The organism is Streptomyces sp. NPDC093097, from assembly GCF_044754325.1.
Lineage (GTDB): Bacteria > Actinomycetota > Actinomycetes > Streptomycetales > Streptomycetaceae > Streptomyces.
Window position 1 is genome coordinate 145051 of sequence record NZ_JBIVOW010000008.1, and the last position, 18012, is coordinate 163062.

Genomic DNA, 18012 nt, shown 5'->3' on the forward strand with positions numbered 1-18012 from the left:
GAGGGCGCGATGCGGGAACTCCCGGCGGCCGCGCGGGTGTACATCGGCTGCGCCGCCCTGGCCGCCGCGCTGTGCGCGGCCCCCGCCCTGCGGCTCGGCGCCGCCGCCCCCTGGACCTGCGTCCTGGCCCTCGGTGTCCTGCACGGCCTGTGCGAGCGGATACGCCGCTGCTCGATGATCACCGGCCCGGCGCGCCGCGCCCCGGGCCCCGACGAGCCGCCCGAGGCGTTCCCGCCGGGCTGGGCCACCCCGGTCCTCCTTGCCGGATCCTTCCTGCTGCCCCCGCCGCTGGCCGCGCTGGTGGCCGTCCCCGGCGCACTGCTCGCCCCCGCGGCCCGGCCCTGGCGAGCCACCCGCCGCGTCTGGCACACCGCCGAACTCGCCCTCGCCGCCTGGACGGCCGCCCACGTCTTCCGCGCCGCCGCCCCCGCCGCGCCGGCCGTGCCCCCCTTCCCGGAGCTGCTGCTGCCCGCCCTGGCCGCCGCCGGGGCCTTCTGCGCCGTGCTGGTCGGGCTCGGCGGCGGGGTGCTGGTCCTGGCCGAACGGCACCCGCCGCGCACCGCCTGGCGCGGCCCGGCGGCCCGACTGCCCCTGCCGCACCTCGTCCACGGGCTGACCGGACTGATGATGGCGGTGCTCTGGCACAGCGCCTACGGGCCGCCCGCGGCGCTGCTGGTGCTGCTGCCGGTCCACCTGACCTGCTGGGCCTTTGCGCAGTACCAGCGCGAACACGCCGCCCACCAGGCCACCGTCCGCGCCCTCGTCCAGGCCGTCGACATCAAGGACCGTTACACCCGCGGGCACAGCGAGCGGGTCGGCCGCGCATCGGTGCTGATCGCCCGGGAGTTGGGCCTGCCGGAGGACCGGCTGGAGGTGCTGCGCTTCGCCGGCATCCTGCACGACGTCGGCAAACTCGGCGTGCCCACCCGGGTGCTGTGCAAGGACGGGCCGCTGACCCCGGAAGAGCGCCGGATCATCGAGCTGCATCCGGAGTACGGGCACGAGATCGTCCGCGGCATCGGCTTCCTGGGGGAGGCGCGGGCGGCGATCCTCCACCACCACGAGCGGATGGACGGCACGGGCTACCCCTACGGACTGACGGACAGTCAGATCCCCGAGTCCGCCCGGGTGGTGGCGGTGGCCGACGCCTTCGACGCGATGACCTCCACCCGCTGCTACCGCCGCGCCCGCCCGGTGCCCGCCGCCGTCGAGGAGCTCCGCCGGTGCGCCGGGACGCAGTTCGACCCGCGGATGGTCCGGGCGCTGGCCGCCGCCCTCGACAGGTACGGCTGGCAGCCGGGCGAGGTGGCCGCGGGGGAGGAGCGGGCGCCCGACCCGGTGCGGGACGGGCGCGGAAACGTCCCGCCAACCCGGGCGGACCGGCCCGGCGCGCGCCGCGGCGCCGCCCGATGAGTCGCCGCACCGCCGGCTGGCTCCACGCCCCGGCCGCCGCGCTGGCCTGCTGGGGCCTGGGCCACACCCTGTGGCACGGCCTCACCGGGCCGCGCACCGCGCTGGCCTTCGGGGCGCTGATCGCGGCGGGCGAGGCGGTGCGCCGGGTCCCCGCCGAGGCCCGGCCCCCGTTCGAGCGGCCCCCCACGGGGCGCCGGGCCCGGGCGCCGTCCCCGGAGAACCTCCGGGCGCTGCCGCCGGGCCTGCGGGAGGGCGCCCCGCTCGGGGCGGCCGGGGCGCTCGGCTACGCGCTGCTCGGCGAGGTGGGCGGGCGGCCGGCCGCCCACGGGGTGCCGCAGACCGTGGCGGTGGTGGTGGCGGCCCAACTGGTCGGGCTGGTCGTGTACTTGGTGCGCGGCGGCGGCCCGGTGCTCGATCCGTTCGCCCGCCGGGTGCTGATCGCCGGGTTCGCCGCCGTCTGCTGCCAACCCCTGTACACCTCCGGCGCGTTGCGCGACTGGGGCGTCACCGGCCCCGTCCGCCCGCTCTTCCTGGCGGTGCTGCTGGTGCTGACCGCGCTGTGCGACGCGGTGCTGGTGGCGGCGCTGATCCGGGCCCGGACCGGCTGGCCGTACGGGCCGCTGCTGCGCGACGAGTTGCGGGCGCTGCCCGGCATCGGCACCGCCATCTGCGCCACCGGGGCGGTCAGTGCGCTGGCCGTGGCCGTCGCCGGGCTGTGGGCGCTGCCCGTCTTCTGCCTGCCGCTGCTGCTCACCCAGATCGCCTTCCGCCGGTACGCCGCGGCGCGCGCCACCTACCGCCAGACCATCGCCTCGCTGGCCCGGGCCACCGAGATCGCCGGCTGCACCCCGCCCGGCCACGCCCGCCGGGTGGCCGCGCTCAGCCGCGAGGTGGGGCGGGAACTGGGGCTCGGCAGACCGGACTTGGAGGTCCTCGAACACGCCGCGCTGATGCACGACATCGGCCAGCTCTCGCTCGTCGACCCGGTGCCGGAGGGGGCCACCGCCCCGCTGCCGCCCGCCGAACAGCGGCGGATCGCGCTGCTCGGCGGCGCCGTGGCCCGGCAGACCGGGGCCCCGCCGGAGGTCGCGGTGATCGTCGAGCGGCAGGCCGATCCGTACCGGCAACAGCCGGTCACCGCCCGTGTGGTCCGCACCGTCAACGCCTACGACGACCTGGTGGCGGGCGCCGCGGGGCCCGCGGGGCGGCTGCGGGCCCTGGAGCGGCTGCGGCTGTCCACCGCCCGGGACCACGAGCCGCGGGTGGTCGAGGCGCTCGCCCGGGTCCTGGCCCGCCGGGAGAACGCGGGCTGAGCCGGGCGGACCGGGGCGCGAACACCGGCTCGCAGGCGCCGCCGAGAGCGCCCGCGCACCACTGTCGCGAAGTGTTCCCCGGCCGTCCACCGACCGGGAACCCACGGGTAATGAGCGCCCCGCGAGATGGGCATGGTTGGATGCGAAGGAAGCCCCCTGAAGGGGGATTCAGGGGGTCGGCGCAGGGCATGAGCCGCACGGGGGTGCTGTGCACCGGGCTGAGCCCGACGGCAATCTGTGGCAGGTTGTCGAGTGGGCCCCCAGAAGGCCCCGGGCGCCGCCCGGGACACCTCCGGAGTGGCACAAGAGCAACCAGCAGGCGGGAATCGTGAGGATCTTCGGCAAGGTACGGCACCGGCCCTCCGCCTCGTGGCGGCAGGCGACCGACCGCGCTTTCACGCTGATCGGCGACGGCCGTTACGAGGACGCGGGGGCGCTGCTGACCCGCGCGGCGGACATGGAGCCCTGGCTGTCGGAGTCCTGGTTCAACCTCGCGCTGCTGCACAAGTTCCGGCACGACTGGGAGCAGGCCAGGGCCGCCGGGCTGCGCGCGGTGGCCCTGCTGGACCGCGAGACCGGGGCGCCCGACTGGTGGAACGTGGGCATCGCCGCCACCGCCCTCCAGGACTGGCCGCTGGCCCGCCGTGCCTGGCAGGCCTACGGCCTGAAGGTGCCCGGCGAGGGCTCGCCGAGCGGGGAGCCGCTGGGCATGGCGCTGGGCAGCGCCGCGGTCCGGCTGTCGCCCGAGGGCGAGGCCGAGGTGGTCTGGGGCCGCCGGCTGGACCCGGCCCGGATCGAGGTGCTCTCCGTCCCGCTGCCGTCCTCCGGCCGCCGCTGGGGCGAGGTGGTGCTGCACGACGGCGTCCCGCACGGCGAGCGGACCACCACCGCGGCCGACGGTGCGACCCGCTCCTTCCCGGTCTTCGACGAGATCGAGCTGTGGGCGCCCTCCCCGGTGCCCACCTGGGTGGTGCTGCTGGAGGCCGCCACCGAGGACGACCGGGACGCCCTGGAGCAGCTGGCGGCCGACGCCGGCTTCGCCGCCGAGGACTGGTCGTCGTCGGTCCGGCTGCTGTGCCGCACCTGCTCCGAGAGCCGGATGCCCAGCGACGAGGGCGACGGCGCCCACCCGGACCCGCACGACCACAGCGAACCGGGCCACCCCGGGCCGCTGGGCCACCGCACCGCCGGCTCCGGCTCGCTGTGGGTCCCCGAGCGCGAGTGCGGTATCGCGGCGCCGGCGGCCCTGGTGCGCGGGCTGCTGGACGGCTGGGTCGCGGACAGCCCGGACACCCGGGAATGGCGCGATCTCGAAGAGGTCTGCTGAGCGCGGGGAGTGCGCCCCCGTAGGCTGTACGACGTTCCCCGAGGGTTTTGCAGGAAGGCGTGCGGCGGAGATGGCCCAGCAGGACAGTGATCAGCAGCAGAGCGTCGAGTTCATCGACGACGTCACGGACGCCGAGCAGCGCGAGGCGGCCCACCGGGAGCGCGGCACGTCCCGGCCGATCACCGTGGTCGGCAACCCGGTCCTGCACAAGGAGTGCAAGGACGTCACGGAGTTCGACGACGAGCTGGCGCAGCTGATCGACGACATGTTCGCCAGCCAGCGCACCGCCGAGGGCGTCGGCCTGGCCGCCAACCAGATCGGCGTGGACCTCAAGGTCTTCGTCTACGACTGCCCGGACGACGAGGGCGTCCGGCACGTCGGCGCGGTCTGCAACCCCGTCCTGGACGAGCTGCCGGCCGGCCGCCGGGTGCTGGACGACTCCAACGAGGGCTGCCTGTCCGTCCCCGGCGCCTACGCCGAGCTGCCCCGCCCCGACTACGCGGTGGTCCGCGGCCAGAACGCCAAGGGCGAGCCGATCGTGGTCCAGGGCACCGGCTACTTCGCGCGCTGCCTCCAGCACGAGACCGACCACCTCTACGGCTACCTCTACATCGACCGGCTCTCCAAGCGGGACCGCAAGGACGCCCTGAAGCAGATGGCCGAGCGGGAGCCCCGCTACGCCGTCGTGCCCAACGACTGACGCGGCGGGCGGGGCTCCGGCCCTGCGGTCCTACGAGGCGTTCTGGTAGGCGGTCCAGACCTGGGGCGGGAGCGAGGTGCCCAGCCCGGTGTCGGGGCCGCCGACGCCGTTCAGCGGCAGCAGTTGGGGCGCGCCCGGCTTGTTCCGGAACATCGCGATCGCCGTGGTCGGCTCGGTCCCGTTCCCGTTCCCGTTCCCGTCGCCGTCACCGGGAGCGCGGTCGGCGCGGACGCCGTTACCGGGCGCGGGGCTCTCCCCCGGTCCCCAGAAGCCGCCCGCCGACGGGGTGCCCACGAACCACGCGGACTTCATCCGGTCCCCGGACTCGGTGGTCGCGGCCGCGACCTGGTGCCGCATCGGCGGTTTGCCCGGCGTGCTCAGGGTGCGCCAGCCCAGCCCCTCCAGCGTGGTGGTCATTTCCAGCGCCACGTCCGGGGTGAGCACCTGCTGCGGCTCGCCGCGGTCGAAGCCGGAGACGTTCTTGCCCTGGTAGCTCATCCTCGTCACGGCGTACGGCTCGGCGTGCAGCCCGCCGTTGGCGAACGTGGTGTAGGCGCTGGCCAGCCGGATCGCGCTGGGCGCCGAGGTGCCCAGCGGGAAGGTCTGCTCCAGCTGCGCCAGGCTCTCCTTGCGCAGTCCGGCGCTGAGCACCAGGTCCCGGATCGGGCCCAGCCCGATCTGCTTCCCGGCCTGGACGAACGGGGGGCTCTCGCCCTGCATCAGGGCGCCGCGCAGATCGTCACCGCTGCCGGCGGACCCCGTCGGGCGCGGCCCGCTCCCGTACCGCTCGGCCTCCTGCTGGAGGACGGCGGCCAGCACGAACGGCTTGAAGGCGGAGCCGGCCGGGACCGCCGAGGTGTCCGCGTTGTTGACGAAGTGGGTGGTGGCGTCCGCCCCGCCGTAGAGGGCGACGATCGCGCCGTCGCCGGGGCGCACCGAGGCCGCGCCGAACTCCACGAAGGTGTCCTCGGCGCGCTTCTTCGGGTCGAGGGTCCGCTTGCGGACGTCGCTGACGGCCTGCTCCAGCCGGCGGGTGCGCTGCTTGTCGAACGTGGTGTGGATGCGGTAGCCGCCGCGGGCGAGGTCCTTGTCGGTCAGCCCGGTCGCGCTCTTGACGAACTTGTTGGCGATGTCGACGAGATAGCCGATCTGGCCGGCCTGGCTGGTGGGTTTGGCCACCGGGCGCGGCTCGGGGAAGGTCTGGTAGCGCGCCCGCTCCTGCTTGCTCATCGCGCCGGTGACGACCAGCCGGTCGAGTATCCATTTCCAACGCGCCACGGCCCGCTTGTGATTGGCCTTGCTCAGCCCCGGGTCGTACTGCTCCGAACCCTTCAACAGCGCCGCCAGCAGGGCGCCTTGGCTGGGGTTGAGATCCTTGGCGTCGATGCCGTAATAGGCGTGCGCGGCCGCCTGGACACCGTTCGAACCGCGGCCGAACCAGCTGGTGTTGAGATATCCCCGCAGGATCTCCTGCTTGGACTTCTGGTTGTTGACCTTCAGCGCGATGATGAATTCCTTCATCTTGCGGGTGGCGCTCTGCTCCGGCGAGAGATAGGTGTTCTTCACGAACTGCTGGGTGATGGTCGAACCGCCCTGGGTGTCCCCGCCGGAGACCATGTTCACCACGGCGCGGCCGATGCCGGTGAACGAGACGCCGTGGTCGTCGTAGAAGGTGGCGTTCTCCGCCGCTATCACCGCGTTCTGGACGTGTTTGGGGACTTTGTCGAGCGAGATGTTCTGGCGGTTGACGGCGCCGACGCTGACCATCTGGCTGCCGTCCGCCCAGTAGTAGACGGTGGCCTCCCGGGCGGCCAGCGCGTTCTCGCCGGGGATGTCGATCTTCGCGTACACGACCGCGAACAGCCCTGCCAGACAGGCCAGGAGAAACCCGAACGACCCCAGCCACAGCCGCCACGACGGCAGCCAGCGGCGCACTCCCGTACGGCCCTGCCGGGGGTAGTCGATATAGCGGCGGCGCTTTTTCCTTCCGTCCATACTTCCGTAGATGCGGTGGGGCAGGCTCCGGTTGCCGGAACGGCCGCCCGCGCATCGAACGCTCATATTCGACGGCGGGCGGCCGTTCCGGCAGGTCGCGGCGGTGGGATCAGAAGTCGTCGTCGAACGAGACCGAGCCCTCGACGGCGACCTGGTAGGCCGAGGCGCGCCGCTCGAAGAAGTTGGTCAGCTCCTGGACGTTCTGCAGCTCCATGAAGGAGAACGGGTTCTCCGAGCCGAAGACGGCCGGGAAGCCCAGGCGGCGCAGCCGCTGGTCGGCGACGCACTGGAGGTACTCGCGCATCGACGCGGTGTTCATCCCCGGCAGGCCCTCGCCGCACAGGTCGCGGGCGAACTGCAGCTCGGCCTCCACGGCCTCCTTGAGCATGTCGATGACCTGCTGCTGGAGCGCGTCGTCGAAGAGCTCGGGCTCCTCCTGGCGGACGGTGTCCACCACCGAGAAGGCGAACTCCATGTGCATCGACTCGTCGCGGAAGACCCAGTTGGTGCCGGTGGCCAGACCGTGCAGCAGACCACGCGACCGGAACCAGTAGACGTACGCGAACGCGCCGTAGAAGAACAGGCCCTCGATGCAGGCGGCGAAGCAGATGAGGTTGAGCAGGAAGCGGCGGCGGTCGGCCTTCGTCTCCAGCTGCTCGATCTGCTCCACGTGGTCCATCCACTTGAAGCAGAACTGGGCCTTCTCCCGGATGGAGGGGATGTTCTCCACCGCGGCGAAGGCGGCGGCCCGGTCGTCGTGATCGGGCAGGTAGGTGTCCAGCAGCGTCAGGTAGAACTGGACGTGCACCGCCTCCTCGAAGAGCTGACGGCTCAAGTAGAGCCGCGCCTCGGGGGAGTTGATGTGCTTGTAGAGCGTCAGCACCAGGTTGTTGGCGACGATCGAGTCACCGGTGGCGAAGAACGCCACCAGGCGGCCGATGAGGTGCTGCTCGCCCGGGGACAGCTTGGCGAGGTCGGCGACGTCGGAGTGCAGGTCGACCTCCTCCACCGTCCAGGTGTTCTTGATCGCGTCCCGGTACCGGTCGTAGAAGTCCGGGTAGCGCATCGGGCGCAGGGTGAGCTCGAAGCCCGGGTCGAGGAGGTTCTTCGTGCGCTTTTCGGCGGAGGTTCCGTCGGCGCGCAGTGCCGTCGATGAGGGGAGGTGGTCGGGTGACGGGTGGGGGGTCATTACTGGCATGCCTCGCAGGACTCGGGGTTCTCCAGGGAGCAGGCGACCGCCTCGGGGTCGGTCACCGGCAGTTGGGCGGGGACGGACGCGGCGCGGGCCGACTGGGCGATCCGGGTCGCCGGCCGCGAGCGCAGGTAGTACGTGGTCTTGATGCCGCGCTTCCAGGCGTAGGCGTACATCGAGCTGAGCTTGCCGATGGTCGGCGACGCCATGAAGAGGTTGAGCGACTGGCTCTGGTCCAGGTAGGGCGTGCGGTCCGCGGCCATGTCGATCAGGGCGCGCTGGGGGATCTCCCAGGCGGTGCGGTAGCGGTTGCGGACGTCGGCGGGGATCCAGGACAGCTCCTGGATCGAGCCGTTGGCCTCGCGGAGCGCGTCGCGGGTCCGCGCGTCCCACAGGCCCAGCTCCTTGAGCTCCTCGATCAGATACGTGTTGACCTGGAGGAACTCACCCGAGAGCGTCTCGCGCTTGAAGAGGTTGGAGACCTGCGGCTCGATGCACTCGTAGACACCGGCGATCGAGGCGATGGTGGCGGTCGGCGCGATGGCCAGCAGCAGGGAGTTGCGCATCCCGGTCGCGGCGATCCGGGTGCGCAGCGCCGCCCAGCGGTCCGCCCAGCGGGGCTCGGCGTTGGGGTAGTGGTCCGGGTGCAGCACACCGCGCGCCGTACGGGTCGCGGACCAGTTCGCGTGCGGGCCGTGCCGCTCGGCGAGGTCGGCGGACGCCTCGTAGGCGGCCAGCATGATCCGCTCGGAGATACGGGTCGACAGCTCCCGCGCCTGCGCCGAGTCGAACGGCAGCCGCAGCCGGAAGAAGACGTCCTGGAGGCCCATCAGGCCCAGACCGACCGGCCGCCAGCGGGAGTTGGAGGCGGCGGCCTGCTCGGTCGGGTAGAAGTTGATGTCCACGACCCGGTCGAGGAAGGTCACGGCGGTGCGGACGGTGGCGTCCAGCCGCTCCCAGTCCATCTCGCCGTCCGCGCCCAGGTGCGCGGCGAGGTTGACCGACCCCAGGTTGCAGACCGCGGTCTCGCCGTCGTCGGTGACCTCCAGGATCTCCGTGCACAGGTTGGAGGAGTGCACGACCCGGCCGGGCTCGGCGGTCTGGTTGGCGGTGCGGTTGGCGGCGTCCTTGAACGTCATCCAGCCGTTGCCGGTCTGCGCCAGGGTGCGCATCATCCGGGAGTACAGCAGCCGGGCCGGCACCTGCTTGAGGGCCTTGCCCGCGGCCTCCGCCGCCCGGTAGGCGGTGTCGAACTCCGCGCCCCACAGGTCGACCAGCTCGGGCACGTCCGACGGGGAGAACAGCGACCAGTCGGCGTCCGCCTCCACCCGGCGCATGAACTCGTCCGGGATCCAGTGCGCGATGTTGAGGTTGTGGGTCCGGCGGGCCTCCTCGCCGGTGTTGTCCCGCAGCTCCAGGAATTCCTCGATGTCCGCGTGCCAGCTCTCCAGGTAGACGCAGGCCGCGCCCTTGCGCCGGCCGCCCTGGTTGACCGCCGCCACCGACGCGTCCAGGGTGCGCAGGAACGGCACGATGCCGTTGGAGTGCCCGTTGGTGCCGCGGATCAGCGAACCGCGGGCGCGGATCCGGGAGTACGACAGCCCGATCCCGCCGGCGTGCTTGGAGAGCCGGGCCACCTGGTGGTAGCGGTCGTAGATCGAGTCCAGCTCGTCCAGCGGGGAGTCCAGCAGGTAGCAGGAGGACATCTGCGGGTGGCGGGTGCCGGAGTTGAACAGCGTGGGGGAGGACGGCAGGTAGGAGAGCGTGCTGGTCATCCGGTACAGCTCGGCGACGTCCGCCAGCGCCCGCGCGGAGCCGTCCTCGGCCAGACCGCAGGCCACCCGCAGCAGGAAGTGCTGGGGCGTCTCGATCACCTTGCGGGTGATGGGGTGCCGCAGCAGGTAGCGCGAGTGCAGGGTGCGCAGGCCGAAGTACCCGAAGCGGTCGTCGGCGCTCTCGTCCAGCGCCGCGTCCACCAGTGCGTCCAGCCGCGCGGTGTGCGTGGTGACGAACTCCGCGGTGGCGTCCGCGATCAGGCCCTCCCGGTGGCCGACCGCGATCGAGGCGGAGAAGGACGAGGCGCCCTGGCCGGCGGCCTCCTCGGCGATGGCCAGGGTGAGCAGGCGCGCGGCGAGCTTGGAGTACTGCGGCTCGTCGGCGATCAGCCCGGCCGCGGCCTCGGTCGCCAGGGACCGCAGTTCGGCCGCGTCGGAGCCGGGGTGCCGGCCGCGCAGCGCGGCGGCGGCCACCTTGCCCGGGTCGGTCGCGGTCAGGTCCGCGGTCAGCTCGGTCAGCGTGCGCAGCAGGGCGACGCCCGGCCCGTCCTCGGCCGCGGGAGGCGCGGCCACCACGGGCTGCACGACCTCGGCGTCTGACGCGGGCTCCGTTGGCGCGATGGTCACCTGATGCTCTCCCTCACTCGGCGGGGGCCGGGAGGGCGGCGGCTGCAACGGCGCGCGGGCAGGCAAGGGGGCACCCCGCGGTGAACCGGGGTGCGCGGGCCGGCCGCGCTCCGTCCACCGACCCATCCCTCGGGGCCCGGACGTCTCGACGCCGCACCGATGGCGGTGCGGACGTACCATCGGCAGGTCTTCGGACTCGGGAGCGCGGATTCCCCATGAAACGGGCCGTATCCTGCGCTCTCATACCGTTGCGGGACAGTTCCGGATTCGCACCGGATTCCCCTGCGGGCGACAGCGAGGAAGAGCATACATCTTGTGTTGCTCCCAGCATGCACCCCCACATCTTGTGTCGTAGCTCATGCCGTTCCTACGGGCGCACCAACCGCCGCACCGCCCGTCCACCGCCGGAAAACGCCTCAGGCCAGCTCTTGGGCGAACGCCCACAGCCGCACCTCCGGGACCGGGTTCCAGTCCCGCTCGGCCGCCCGTACGAACCCCAGCCGGTGGTAGAGCCGGTGCGCCGGCAGCAGGTGCCGCTGGCTCGACAGCACCATCCCGCGCAGCCCCAGCGTCCGCGCCCGCGCCAGGCAGGCCCGCACCAGCGCCTCACCGACGCCGCGCCCGCGCCCCTCGCTCCGCACCGCCAGCATCCGGAACTCGCCCTCCCCGGGCCCGGCCAGATCCGCGTACGGACTCCCGTATGCGGCGAACGTCACCGCCCCGAGCACCGTCCCGTCCGACCTGTCCGTCCCGTCTGCCCCGCCCTGTCCGTCCACGGCCACCAGCACCTCGGCGTGCGCCACCCGGTGCGCCACGTCCCGCAGCACCGCCGCATACGGATCGTCCGCCCCGGTCAGCAGGCCGTCGGCCAGGTACACCTCCACCACCAGCTCCCCGACCGTCTCGAACTCCGCCTGGCGTATGGGCCTGATCGTGATGTTCATGAGACCAGTGTGGCGGCGCCAACCGAGATGCGGAGGCGGGGCGTTGGACGTGTGCCGGTGACTGTCAGTGCCCGCCGCTATGGTCGGAAGCAGCTGTCGTCCCACTCCAACCCGAGCGCGGAAGGAGGAAGTTCCATGGCCCCGCCCACCGACCGGCCGCCCCGCATGTCCCCCGAACACTTCGAGGAGACCGCCCGGATACATGCCCGCGAGGAAGAGGGCGGGTGGCTGGAGCTGACGTAGACCGGCGGGCCGCCGCGCGTCCGGGGATGCGCGGCGACCAGTGAGGGGTGTTCGGGGTCAGTGCCCGGCCGGTGCCTCCGCCGGGGCCGGCGGCAGGTCGGGCGTGACGCCCTTGTCGCCGCGGTCGGCGGTGTAGTCGTCGGGGACGGTCTCGTCGGCGCCGTCAGGGGCCTTGAGGGCCTTCAGGACGAGCGTCAGCACGACCGTCACCAACACGTTCAGGACGAAGGCGGTGAAGCCGATGTAGCCGATCTGGCCGATGCCGGGGATCTCCGCGCTGGAGCCGCCGAAGTGCTTCTGCGTCGGGCTGGCGACGCCGTACGCGGCGAGGGTGCCGTAGACCATGCCGACCGCCCAGCCGGCCAGCAGCGCCCAGCGGTGGAACCAGCGGGTGAACAGGCCGCCGACCAGCGCCGGCATGGTCTGCAGGATCCAGATGCCGCCCAGCAGCTGGAAGTTGATGGCGACGGTCTTGTCCATGGTCAGGACGAAGGCCAGGGCGCCGACCTTGACCAGGAGGGAGACCAGCTTGGCGACCTTGTGCTCCTGCTCGGGCGTGGCGGTGGGCTTCAGGAAGTCCTTGTAGACGTTCCGGGTGAAGAGGTTGGCGGCGGCGATCGACATGATCGCGGCGGGCACCAGCGCACCGATGCCGATCGCGGCGAACGCCACGCCCGCGAACCAGCTCGGGAACATGTCCGCGAACAGCTGCGGGATCGCCAGCTGCGCATTGCCGTGGGTGTCCGTCCCGGCCTTCAGCGCCATGAAGCCGAGCAGGGCGAGGAGGCCCAGCATCAGGGAGTAGAGCGGGAGGATGGTGGTGTTGCGGCGGATGACGTTGCGGCTGCGCGAGGAGAGCGTCGCGGTGATCGAGTGCGGGTACATGAACAGCGCCAGCGCCGAGCCGAGTGCCAGAGTGGCGTACGCCCACTGGGCGTTGGGGCCGCTGGCCAGTTCACCGCGCGGCTTGCCGGTGGGCCCGGGCTGGGCGAGGGCCTTGCCGGCCGCGTGGAAGATCTCGTCGAAGCCGCCCAGCTTGATCGGGATGTAGATGATCGCCACCGCGATGACGAGGTAGATCAGCCCGTCCTTGACGAACGCGATCAGCGCGGGCGCCCGCAGGCCCGAGGAGTAGGTGTACGCGGCCAGCACGGCGAACGCGATCAGCAGCGGGAGGTCCTTGACGAACCAGTTGGCGTGCTCCCCGCCGCCGACCCCCATGACGTCCAGGACGGCCTGGATGCCGACGAGTTGGAGCGCGATGTAGGGCATCGTGGCGAGCAGGCCGGTCAGTGCCACGGCCAGCGACAGGCCCTTGGAGCCGAAGCGTCCGCGGACGAAGTCGGAGGTGGTGACGTAGCCGTGGCGGTGCGAGACCGACCACAGCCGGGGCAGGAAGGTGAAGATCAGCGGATAGACCAGGATGGTGTACGGGACGGCGAAGAAGCCGGACGCGCCCGCCGTGTAGATCGCCGCCGGGACGGCCACGAAGGTGTACGCGGTGTAGAGGTCGCCGCCGAGCAGGAACCACGTGACCCAGGTGCCGAAGCTGCGTCCGCCCAGCCCCCATTCGTCGAGGTTGGCGGACTGCTCGGCCTTGCGCCAGCGCGCGGCCAGGAAGCCCATGACCGTGACGGCGAGGAAGAAGAGGACGAAGACGGTGAGGGCCACCCCGTCGACGCCCTGGGGGGCCGCGGCGAGCGCGGTGTGCGGGAACGTCATCGGGCCGCACCGCCCTTGCGGGCGCGCTGCTCACGCTGGACCAGCTTGTAGGCGACGGACGTCAGCGCCGTCGAGATCAGCACCCACGCCATCTGGTACCAGTAGAAGAACGGGATCCCGATCAGCGTCGGCTCGATCCTCGCGTACGAACTCACCCACAGCATCGCGACGAACGGGGCGAGCAGGCACAATCCGGCCACCACGCGTGTGGGGGTGACGATCGGTCTGTGGTCCGGTGATGCGGCTTTCTCGGCCATGGCCGTGGCTCCCGTCCCTGGTGAACTCCTGGGTGATCGGCTGGAAATCTATGCCAGGGTCGTGGCGCGCGTCACTAGCTGTCCGCATATCGGTATTCAGCAGTGACCGTAAGGGAGTTGGGGGCTTCCGGTGCGTGGGGCGGGGGTTGCCTGGTGGGGCGCGGCGGGGGCCGAGTGGCGGCCTTCCGGAATCCGTACGTCCGGGGACGGGACGAGACGGGACGGGGCAGGGCGGGGCGGAGCGGAGCGGAGGTGGCCCGGTGTGCGGACCGGGCCCCGGGGTGCGGACCCCGGGGCGGACGGGTGCTCAGTCCGCCGGGCGCCGGAGGCGGGCGACGAACTTGTAGCGGTCGCCGCGGTAGACCGAGCGCACCCACTCCACCGGCTGCCCCTGGGCGTCCAGGGAGTGCCGGGAGAGCATCAGCATCGGCAGTCCGACGTCGGTGCCCAGCAGTCCGGCCTCGCGCGGGGTGGCCAGCGAGGTCTCGATGGTCTCCTCGGCCTCCGCGAGCCGGACGTCGTAGACCTCGGCCAGTGCGGTGTAGAGCGAGGTGTACTTGACGAGGTTGCGGCGGAGCGCGGGGAACCGCTTGGCGGACAGGTGGGTGGTCTCGATGGCCATCGGCTCGCCGCTGGCCAGCCGCAGCCGCTCGATGCGCAGCACCCGGCCGCCGGGGGTGATGTCCAGCAGTTCGGCCAGCCGGTCGTCGGCGGTGACGTAGCCGATGTCCAGCAGTTGGGAGGCCGGCTCCAGGCCCTGGGCCCGCATGTCCTCGGTGTAGGAGGTCAGTTGGAGCGCCTGGGAGACCTTGGGCTTGGCGACGAAGGTGCCCTTGCCCTGGATGCGCTCCAGGCGGCCCTCGACGACGAGTTCCTGGAGGGCCTGGCGGACCGTGGTGCGGGAGGTGTCGAACTCCGCGGCAAGGGTGCGCTCGGGCGGAACCGGGGTGCCGGGCGGCAGGGTCTCGGTGATCTCCAGCAAGTGCCGCTTGAGCCGGTAGTACTTGGGTACCCGGGCGGACCGCGCGCCTGTGCCGCCGTTCTCGGCGCTGCCCGCCTCGGTGTTCATGACCCGCCTCTCCGATGTCTGTCGTGCTGCCGTCACCGGCTCCTCCGTACGTAGCGGCTCACATCGTGGCACGGGCCGGATGCCCAGGTGTCCACGCGGGTACCGGCCCGCCCCAGATGTCGGTCCGGTAACGGACCTGACAGCGACTCTTATACACCCTTGACACCCCTAAAGGTCTAGGCCAAGCTGCGGGAACTGGTCTAAACCATTAAAGCCACACCCGTCCTTGAGTGGGGAGAGCGCAATGAAGCGTGGGCTCATAGCGGCGACCGCGGTCGCGGGAATGCTGGTGAGCGTCGCTGCCTGTGGGTCGAGCGGCGGAAAGAATGCGGGCGCCGACGGCTTCAAAGGCCAGAAGCTGACTGTCTGGGTGATGTCCGGCTCTAATCCGGAGCAATGGACGAAGCAGGTTTCCGAGCAGTTCAAGAAGAAGACCGGCGCCACCGTCGAATTCAAGGTCCAGCAGTGGAATGGCATTCAGCAGAAGCTGAGCACCGCCCTTTCCGAGGACACCCCGCCGGACGTCGTCGAGATCGGCAACACCCAGACCGCCGCCTATGCCAAGGCCGGCGCCCTGGTCGACCTCGGTGACCTGAAGAAGCAGATCGGCGCCGACTGGAACGACGCCTTCAACAAGGCCGCGGTGGTGGACGGAAAGCAGTACGCCCTGCCGTGGTTCGCCGGCAACCGCGTGGTGATGTACAACAAGAAGATCTGGGCCGCGGCCGGGATCGAGAAGACCCCCACCACCCGTGCCGAGCTCTTCCACGACTTCGACACCATCAAGAAGAAGACCCAAGCCGATCCGCTCTATCTGCCGGGTCAGAACTGGTACTTCCTCGACGGCCTGACCATCGGCACCGGTGCGCAACTGGTGAAGCGGGAAGGCGGCAAGTGGGTCTCCAATTTCGGTGACGCCAAGGTCGCCAAGGCGATGGACATCTACAAGCAGTACATGGCGTTCAGCAGCGCCCCCAAGAACAAGGACGAGGCCACCCCGCAACAGGCCGAGATCTTCGCCAAGGGGAAGACCGGCGCCATGATCGCCATGGGTTACGAAGCCGCCACCGCCATCAAGGCCAACCCGCAGATCAAGGACGACATCGGATTCTTCACCATTCCCGGCGAGACCGCGGACAAGCCCGAGGGCGTATTCCTCGGCGGCTCCAACTTCGCCGTCGCCGGAATGAGCAAGAACCAGGAACTCGCCAAGGAATTCCTCAAGGTCGCCCTCTCCAAGGACAACGACGCCCAGATGGTGAAGGAGTCCGGCTGGACGCCCAAGTCCCCGGCCCTGGCCGGCGCCGCCAAGGACAACCCGGCCGCCGCTGCCGCCGCCCCGGCCGCCGAGAAGGCCGGCGGCACCACCCCGCTGATCCCCCAGTGGGCCGCGGTCGAGAACGTGCCGAACCCGATCAAGAACTACATGACCGCGGTCCTGAACGGTAAGGCACCGACCGACGCCGCCAAGGACATCGAGCCCGAGCTCAACACCCGGCTCGCCAAGCAGTAGCCGGCCACCGGACGCGTACGGGCCGGCCACCCCCGGCCCGTACGCCCGGCTCCGGGTCCGGCGGCCGCCACCGCGGGAACCACAGGCGCATCCACGGGAACGAGGGGACCACAGCTGATGGCAGTGCAGCTCGACGAGGCGGCCGGGAGGACCGCGCCGCGGACCCGCAAGGGCGGCGCCCCGCCCGGCCCCGACGGTCGGCGGATCGCCCGCGGCGCGCCGTACCTCCTGCTGCTCCCGGCCCTGCTCGCCACCGCGGTCTTCCTGGGCTGGCCCCTCGTCCGCAACCTGGTGCTCTCCTTCCAGAACCTCAACATGAAGGAGCTGATCCAGCACCTCACCGACTGGCGGGGCCTGGGCAACTATCAGGAGATCCTGGGCAGCGACCAGTTCTGGCGGGTCACCGCCCGCACCATCGTCTTCACCGCCGCCAACGTCGTGCTGATCATGGTGCTCGGCACCCTGCTCGGCCTGCTGCTGGCCCGACTCGGGACGAAGATGCGGCTGGCGCTGTCGGCGGCACTGGTGCTGGCCTGGGCGATGCCGTCGATCGCCGCCACCACCGTCTTCCAGTGGCTCTTCGACTCCCGCTACGGCGTCGTCAACTGGGTGCTCGCCCGGCTCGGTTGGCACTCCATGGCCCACTACGACTGGGTCGGAACCCAGTTCTCGACCTTCTTCGTCATCACCGTCCTGATCGTCTGGCAGTCGCTGCCCTTCGTGGCCCTCAACCTCTACGCGGCCACCACGACCATCCCCAAGGAGCTCTACGAAGCGGCCCGGATGGACGGCGCCGGCACCTGGAAGGTCTTCACCTCCGTCACTTTCCCCTTCCTGCGCCCCTTCTTCCTCGCCACGACGTTCCTCGAAGTCATCTGGGTCTTCAAGGCGTTCCCGCAGATCTTCGCGATCAACCAGGGCGGCCCGGACCGGCTCACCGAGACGCTGCCGATCTACGCCTTCACCGAGGGCGTCGGCAACCTCCACTTCGGCATGGGCGCCGCGATCTCCGTCCTGACCATCGTGGTGCTGCTCGCCCTCACCGCGTACTACCTGCGCCTGACGCTCAAGCAAGAGGAGGACGCGCTGTGAAGCGCTCACTCGCCGGCCGGATCTGGCCCAACGCGACCGCCGCCGTCCTCGCCCTCGGCTTCGTCTTCCCCGTGTACTGGATGTTCGCCACGGCCTTCAAGCCGACCGGGGACATCCTCAGCGAGGACCCCGTGTGGTTCCCGTTCCACGGCACCTTCGCGCACTTCGCGACGGCCGTGAACGCCCCCAACTTCTGGCGGCTGGCGACCAATTCGGTCACCGTCACCGTCCTCGCCGTCGGCCTCTCCCTGGTCATCGCGCTGTGCGGCTCGTTCGCCATCGCACGGATGCGGTTCAAGGGCCGCAAGGGCATCCTGCTGACCTTCATGGTCGCCCAGATGGCGCCCTGGGAGGTCATGGTGATCTCGATCTACCTGATCGTCCGGGACGCCGACCTGCTCAACAGCCTGCTGCCGCTCACCTTCTTCTACATGCTGATGGTGCTCCCCTTCACCCTCCTCACGCTCCGCGGGTATGTCGCCGCGGTGCCCAAGGAGTTGGAGGAGTCCGCGATGGTCGACGGCTGCTCGCGCCGCCAGGCGTTCGTCAAGGTCGTCCTGCCGCTGCTGGCCCCCGGTCTGATGGCCACCTCCCTCTTCGGCTTCATCACCGCCTGGAACGAGTTCCCCCTGGTCCTGGTGCTCAACAAGGAGCCCGGCGCCGGCACCCTGCCGCTGTGGCTCTCCCAGTTCCAGACCCAGTTCGGGGACGACTGGGGCGCCACCATGGCCGCCGCCTCGCTCTTCGCCGTCCCGATCCTGATCCTCTTCCTGTTCCTCCAGCGCAAGGCGGTCGGCGGTCTCACCTCCGGCGCAGTGAAGGGATAGCCC

14 protein-coding genes and 1 riboswitch are annotated in these 18012 nt (G+C 71.3%); of the genes, 7 read left to right on the forward strand and 7 right to left on the reverse strand.

All coding sequences use genetic code 11. The features are described from left to right. The first annotated feature begins 9 nt into the window (after window positions 1-9). From ACIQE0_RS16385 to def, 4 genes are all read left to right on the forward strand, one after another. Window positions 10-1413: an HD-GYP domain-containing protein gene (locus ACIQE0_RS16385; protein WP_366335148.1), complete on the forward strand. Its 1404-nt coding sequence runs from the start codon at window positions 10-12 to the stop codon at window positions 1411-1413. Further along, a complete protein-coding gene (locus ACIQE0_RS16390) occupies window positions 1410-2726 on the forward strand; it encodes an HD-GYP domain-containing protein (RefSeq protein ID WP_402332505.1) in 1317 nt (438 codons plus the stop codon). Before ACIQE0_RS16385 ends, ACIQE0_RS16390 begins: the two co-directional genes overlap by 4 nt. Window positions 2727-3054: 328 nt before the next feature. Beyond that, the gene (locus ACIQE0_RS16395; protein ID WP_366335144.1) at window positions 3055-4053 is read left to right on the forward strand and encodes a hypothetical protein; all 999 of its coding nucleotides are present in this window, start codon (window positions 3055-3057) and stop codon (window positions 4051-4053) included. 70 nt (window positions 4054-4123) lie between these two features. After that, window positions 4124-4753 carry a peptide deformylase gene (gene def / locus ACIQE0_RS16400; RefSeq protein WP_366335142.1) on the forward strand — a complete coding sequence of 210 codons (630 nt, stop codon included), beginning with the start codon at window positions 4124-4126 and terminating at the stop codon, window positions 4751-4753. 30 nt (window positions 4754-4783) lie between these two features. On the opposite strand, the gene ACIQE0_RS16405 is transcribed toward def, so the two are convergent. From ACIQE0_RS16405 to ACIQE0_RS16435, 7 genes are all read right to left on the reverse strand, one after another. Beyond that, window positions 4784-6748, reverse strand: coding sequence for a transglycosylase domain-containing protein (locus ACIQE0_RS16405; protein WP_402332509.1), 1965 nt, complete (start codon window positions 6746-6748; stop codon window positions 4784-4786). A 109-nt stretch (window positions 6749-6857) separates the two neighbouring features. After that, window positions 6858-7937, reverse strand: coding sequence for a ribonucleotide-diphosphate reductase subunit beta (locus ACIQE0_RS16410; protein WP_402332784.1), 1080 nt, complete (start codon window positions 7935-7937; stop codon window positions 6858-6860). Beyond that, on the reverse strand, window positions 7937-10342 hold the full coding sequence (locus ACIQE0_RS16415) for a ribonucleoside-diphosphate reductase subunit alpha (protein WP_366335138.1): 2406 nt from the start codon (window positions 10340-10342) through the stop codon (window positions 7937-7939). The genes ACIQE0_RS16410 and ACIQE0_RS16415 overlap by 1 nt, the downstream gene beginning before the upstream one ends. A gap of 163 nt (window positions 10343-10505) precedes the next feature. After that, a riboswitch (cobalamin riboswitch) is annotated at window positions 10506-10656 on the reverse strand. A 102-nt stretch (window positions 10657-10758) separates the two neighbouring features. Beyond that, on the reverse strand, window positions 10759-11286 hold the full coding sequence (locus ACIQE0_RS16420) for a GNAT family N-acetyltransferase (protein WP_366335136.1): 528 nt from the start codon (window positions 11284-11286) through the stop codon (window positions 10759-10761). Between the two features lie 300 nt (window positions 11287-11586). After that, entirely contained in the window at window positions 11587-13251 is a 1665-nt protein-coding gene (gene mctP / locus ACIQE0_RS16425; protein WP_366335134.1) for a monocarboxylate uptake permease MctP, read from the reverse strand. Then, entirely contained in the window at window positions 13248-13508 is a 261-nt protein-coding gene (locus ACIQE0_RS16430; protein WP_366335132.1) for a DUF3311 domain-containing protein, read from the reverse strand. Before ACIQE0_RS16430 ends, mctP begins: the two co-directional genes overlap by 4 nt. 307 nt (window positions 13509-13815) lie before the next feature. Further along, a complete protein-coding gene (locus tag ACIQE0_RS16435; protein WP_402332514.1) occupies window positions 13816-14577 on the reverse strand; it encodes a GntR family transcriptional regulator in 762 nt (253 codons plus the stop codon). A gap of 244 nt (window positions 14578-14821) precedes the next feature. Between ACIQE0_RS16435 and ACIQE0_RS16440 the strand changes: the two genes are divergently transcribed. From ACIQE0_RS16440 to ACIQE0_RS16450, 3 genes are all read left to right on the forward strand, one after another. Continuing rightward, complete coding sequence (locus tag ACIQE0_RS16440) at window positions 14822-16090, forward strand: extracellular solute-binding protein (protein ID WP_402332517.1); 1269 nt, start codon at window positions 14822-14824, stop codon at window positions 16088-16090. 117 nt (window positions 16091-16207) lie between these two features. Next, window positions 16208-17182, forward strand: a complete 975-nt coding sequence (locus tag ACIQE0_RS16445; protein ID WP_402332520.1) for a carbohydrate ABC transporter permease — start codon at window positions 16208-16210, stop codon at window positions 17180-17182. After that, window positions 17179-18009 (forward strand): carbohydrate ABC transporter permease, encoded by an 831-nt coding sequence (locus ACIQE0_RS16450; RefSeq protein WP_402332523.1) that lies wholly within the window; start codon window positions 17179-17181, stop codon window positions 18007-18009. Before ACIQE0_RS16445 ends, ACIQE0_RS16450 begins: the two co-directional genes overlap by 4 nt. Window positions 18010-18012: the final 3 nt, after the last annotated feature.

Coding starts and splice junctions, on each gene's coding strand:
- ACIQE0_RS16430 (WP_366335132.1), bottom strand. CDS start 13,508: ATGGCCGAGAAAGCCGCATCACCGGACCACAGACCGATCGTCACCCCC.
- ACIQE0_RS16410 (WP_402332784.1), bottom strand. CDS start 7,937: ATGACCCCCCACCCGTCACCCGACCACCTCCCCTCATCGACGGCACTG.
- ACIQE0_RS16420 (WP_366335136.1), bottom strand. CDS start 11,286: ATGAACATCACGATCAGGCCCATACGCCAGGCGGAGTTCGAGACGGTC.
- def (WP_366335142.1), top strand. CDS start 4,124: ATGGCCCAGCAGGACAGTGATCAGCAGCAGAGCGTCGAGTTCATCGAC.
- ACIQE0_RS16440 (WP_402332517.1), top strand. CDS start 14,822: ATGAAGCGTGGGCTCATAGCGGCGACCGCGGTCGCGGGAATGCTGGTG.
- ACIQE0_RS16385 (WP_366335148.1), top strand. CDS start 10: ATGCGGGAACTCCCGGCGGCCGCGCGGGTGTACATCGGCTGCGCCGCC.
- ACIQE0_RS16390 (WP_402332505.1), top strand. CDS start 1,410: ATGAGTCGCCGCACCGCCGGCTGGCTCCACGCCCCGGCCGCCGCGCTG.
- mctP (WP_366335134.1), bottom strand. CDS start 13,251: ATGACGTTCCCGCACACCGCGCTCGCCGCGGCCCCCCAGGGCGTCGAC.
- ACIQE0_RS16445 (WP_402332520.1), top strand. CDS start 16,208: ATGGCAGTGCAGCTCGACGAGGCGGCCGGGAGGACCGCGCCGCGGACC.
- ACIQE0_RS16435 (WP_402332514.1), bottom strand. CDS start 14,577: ATGAACACCGAGGCGGGCAGCGCCGAGAACGGCGGCACAGGCGCGCGG.
- ACIQE0_RS16405 (WP_402332509.1), bottom strand. CDS start 6,748: ATGGACGGAAGGAAAAAGCGCCGCCGCTATATCGACTACCCCCGGCAG.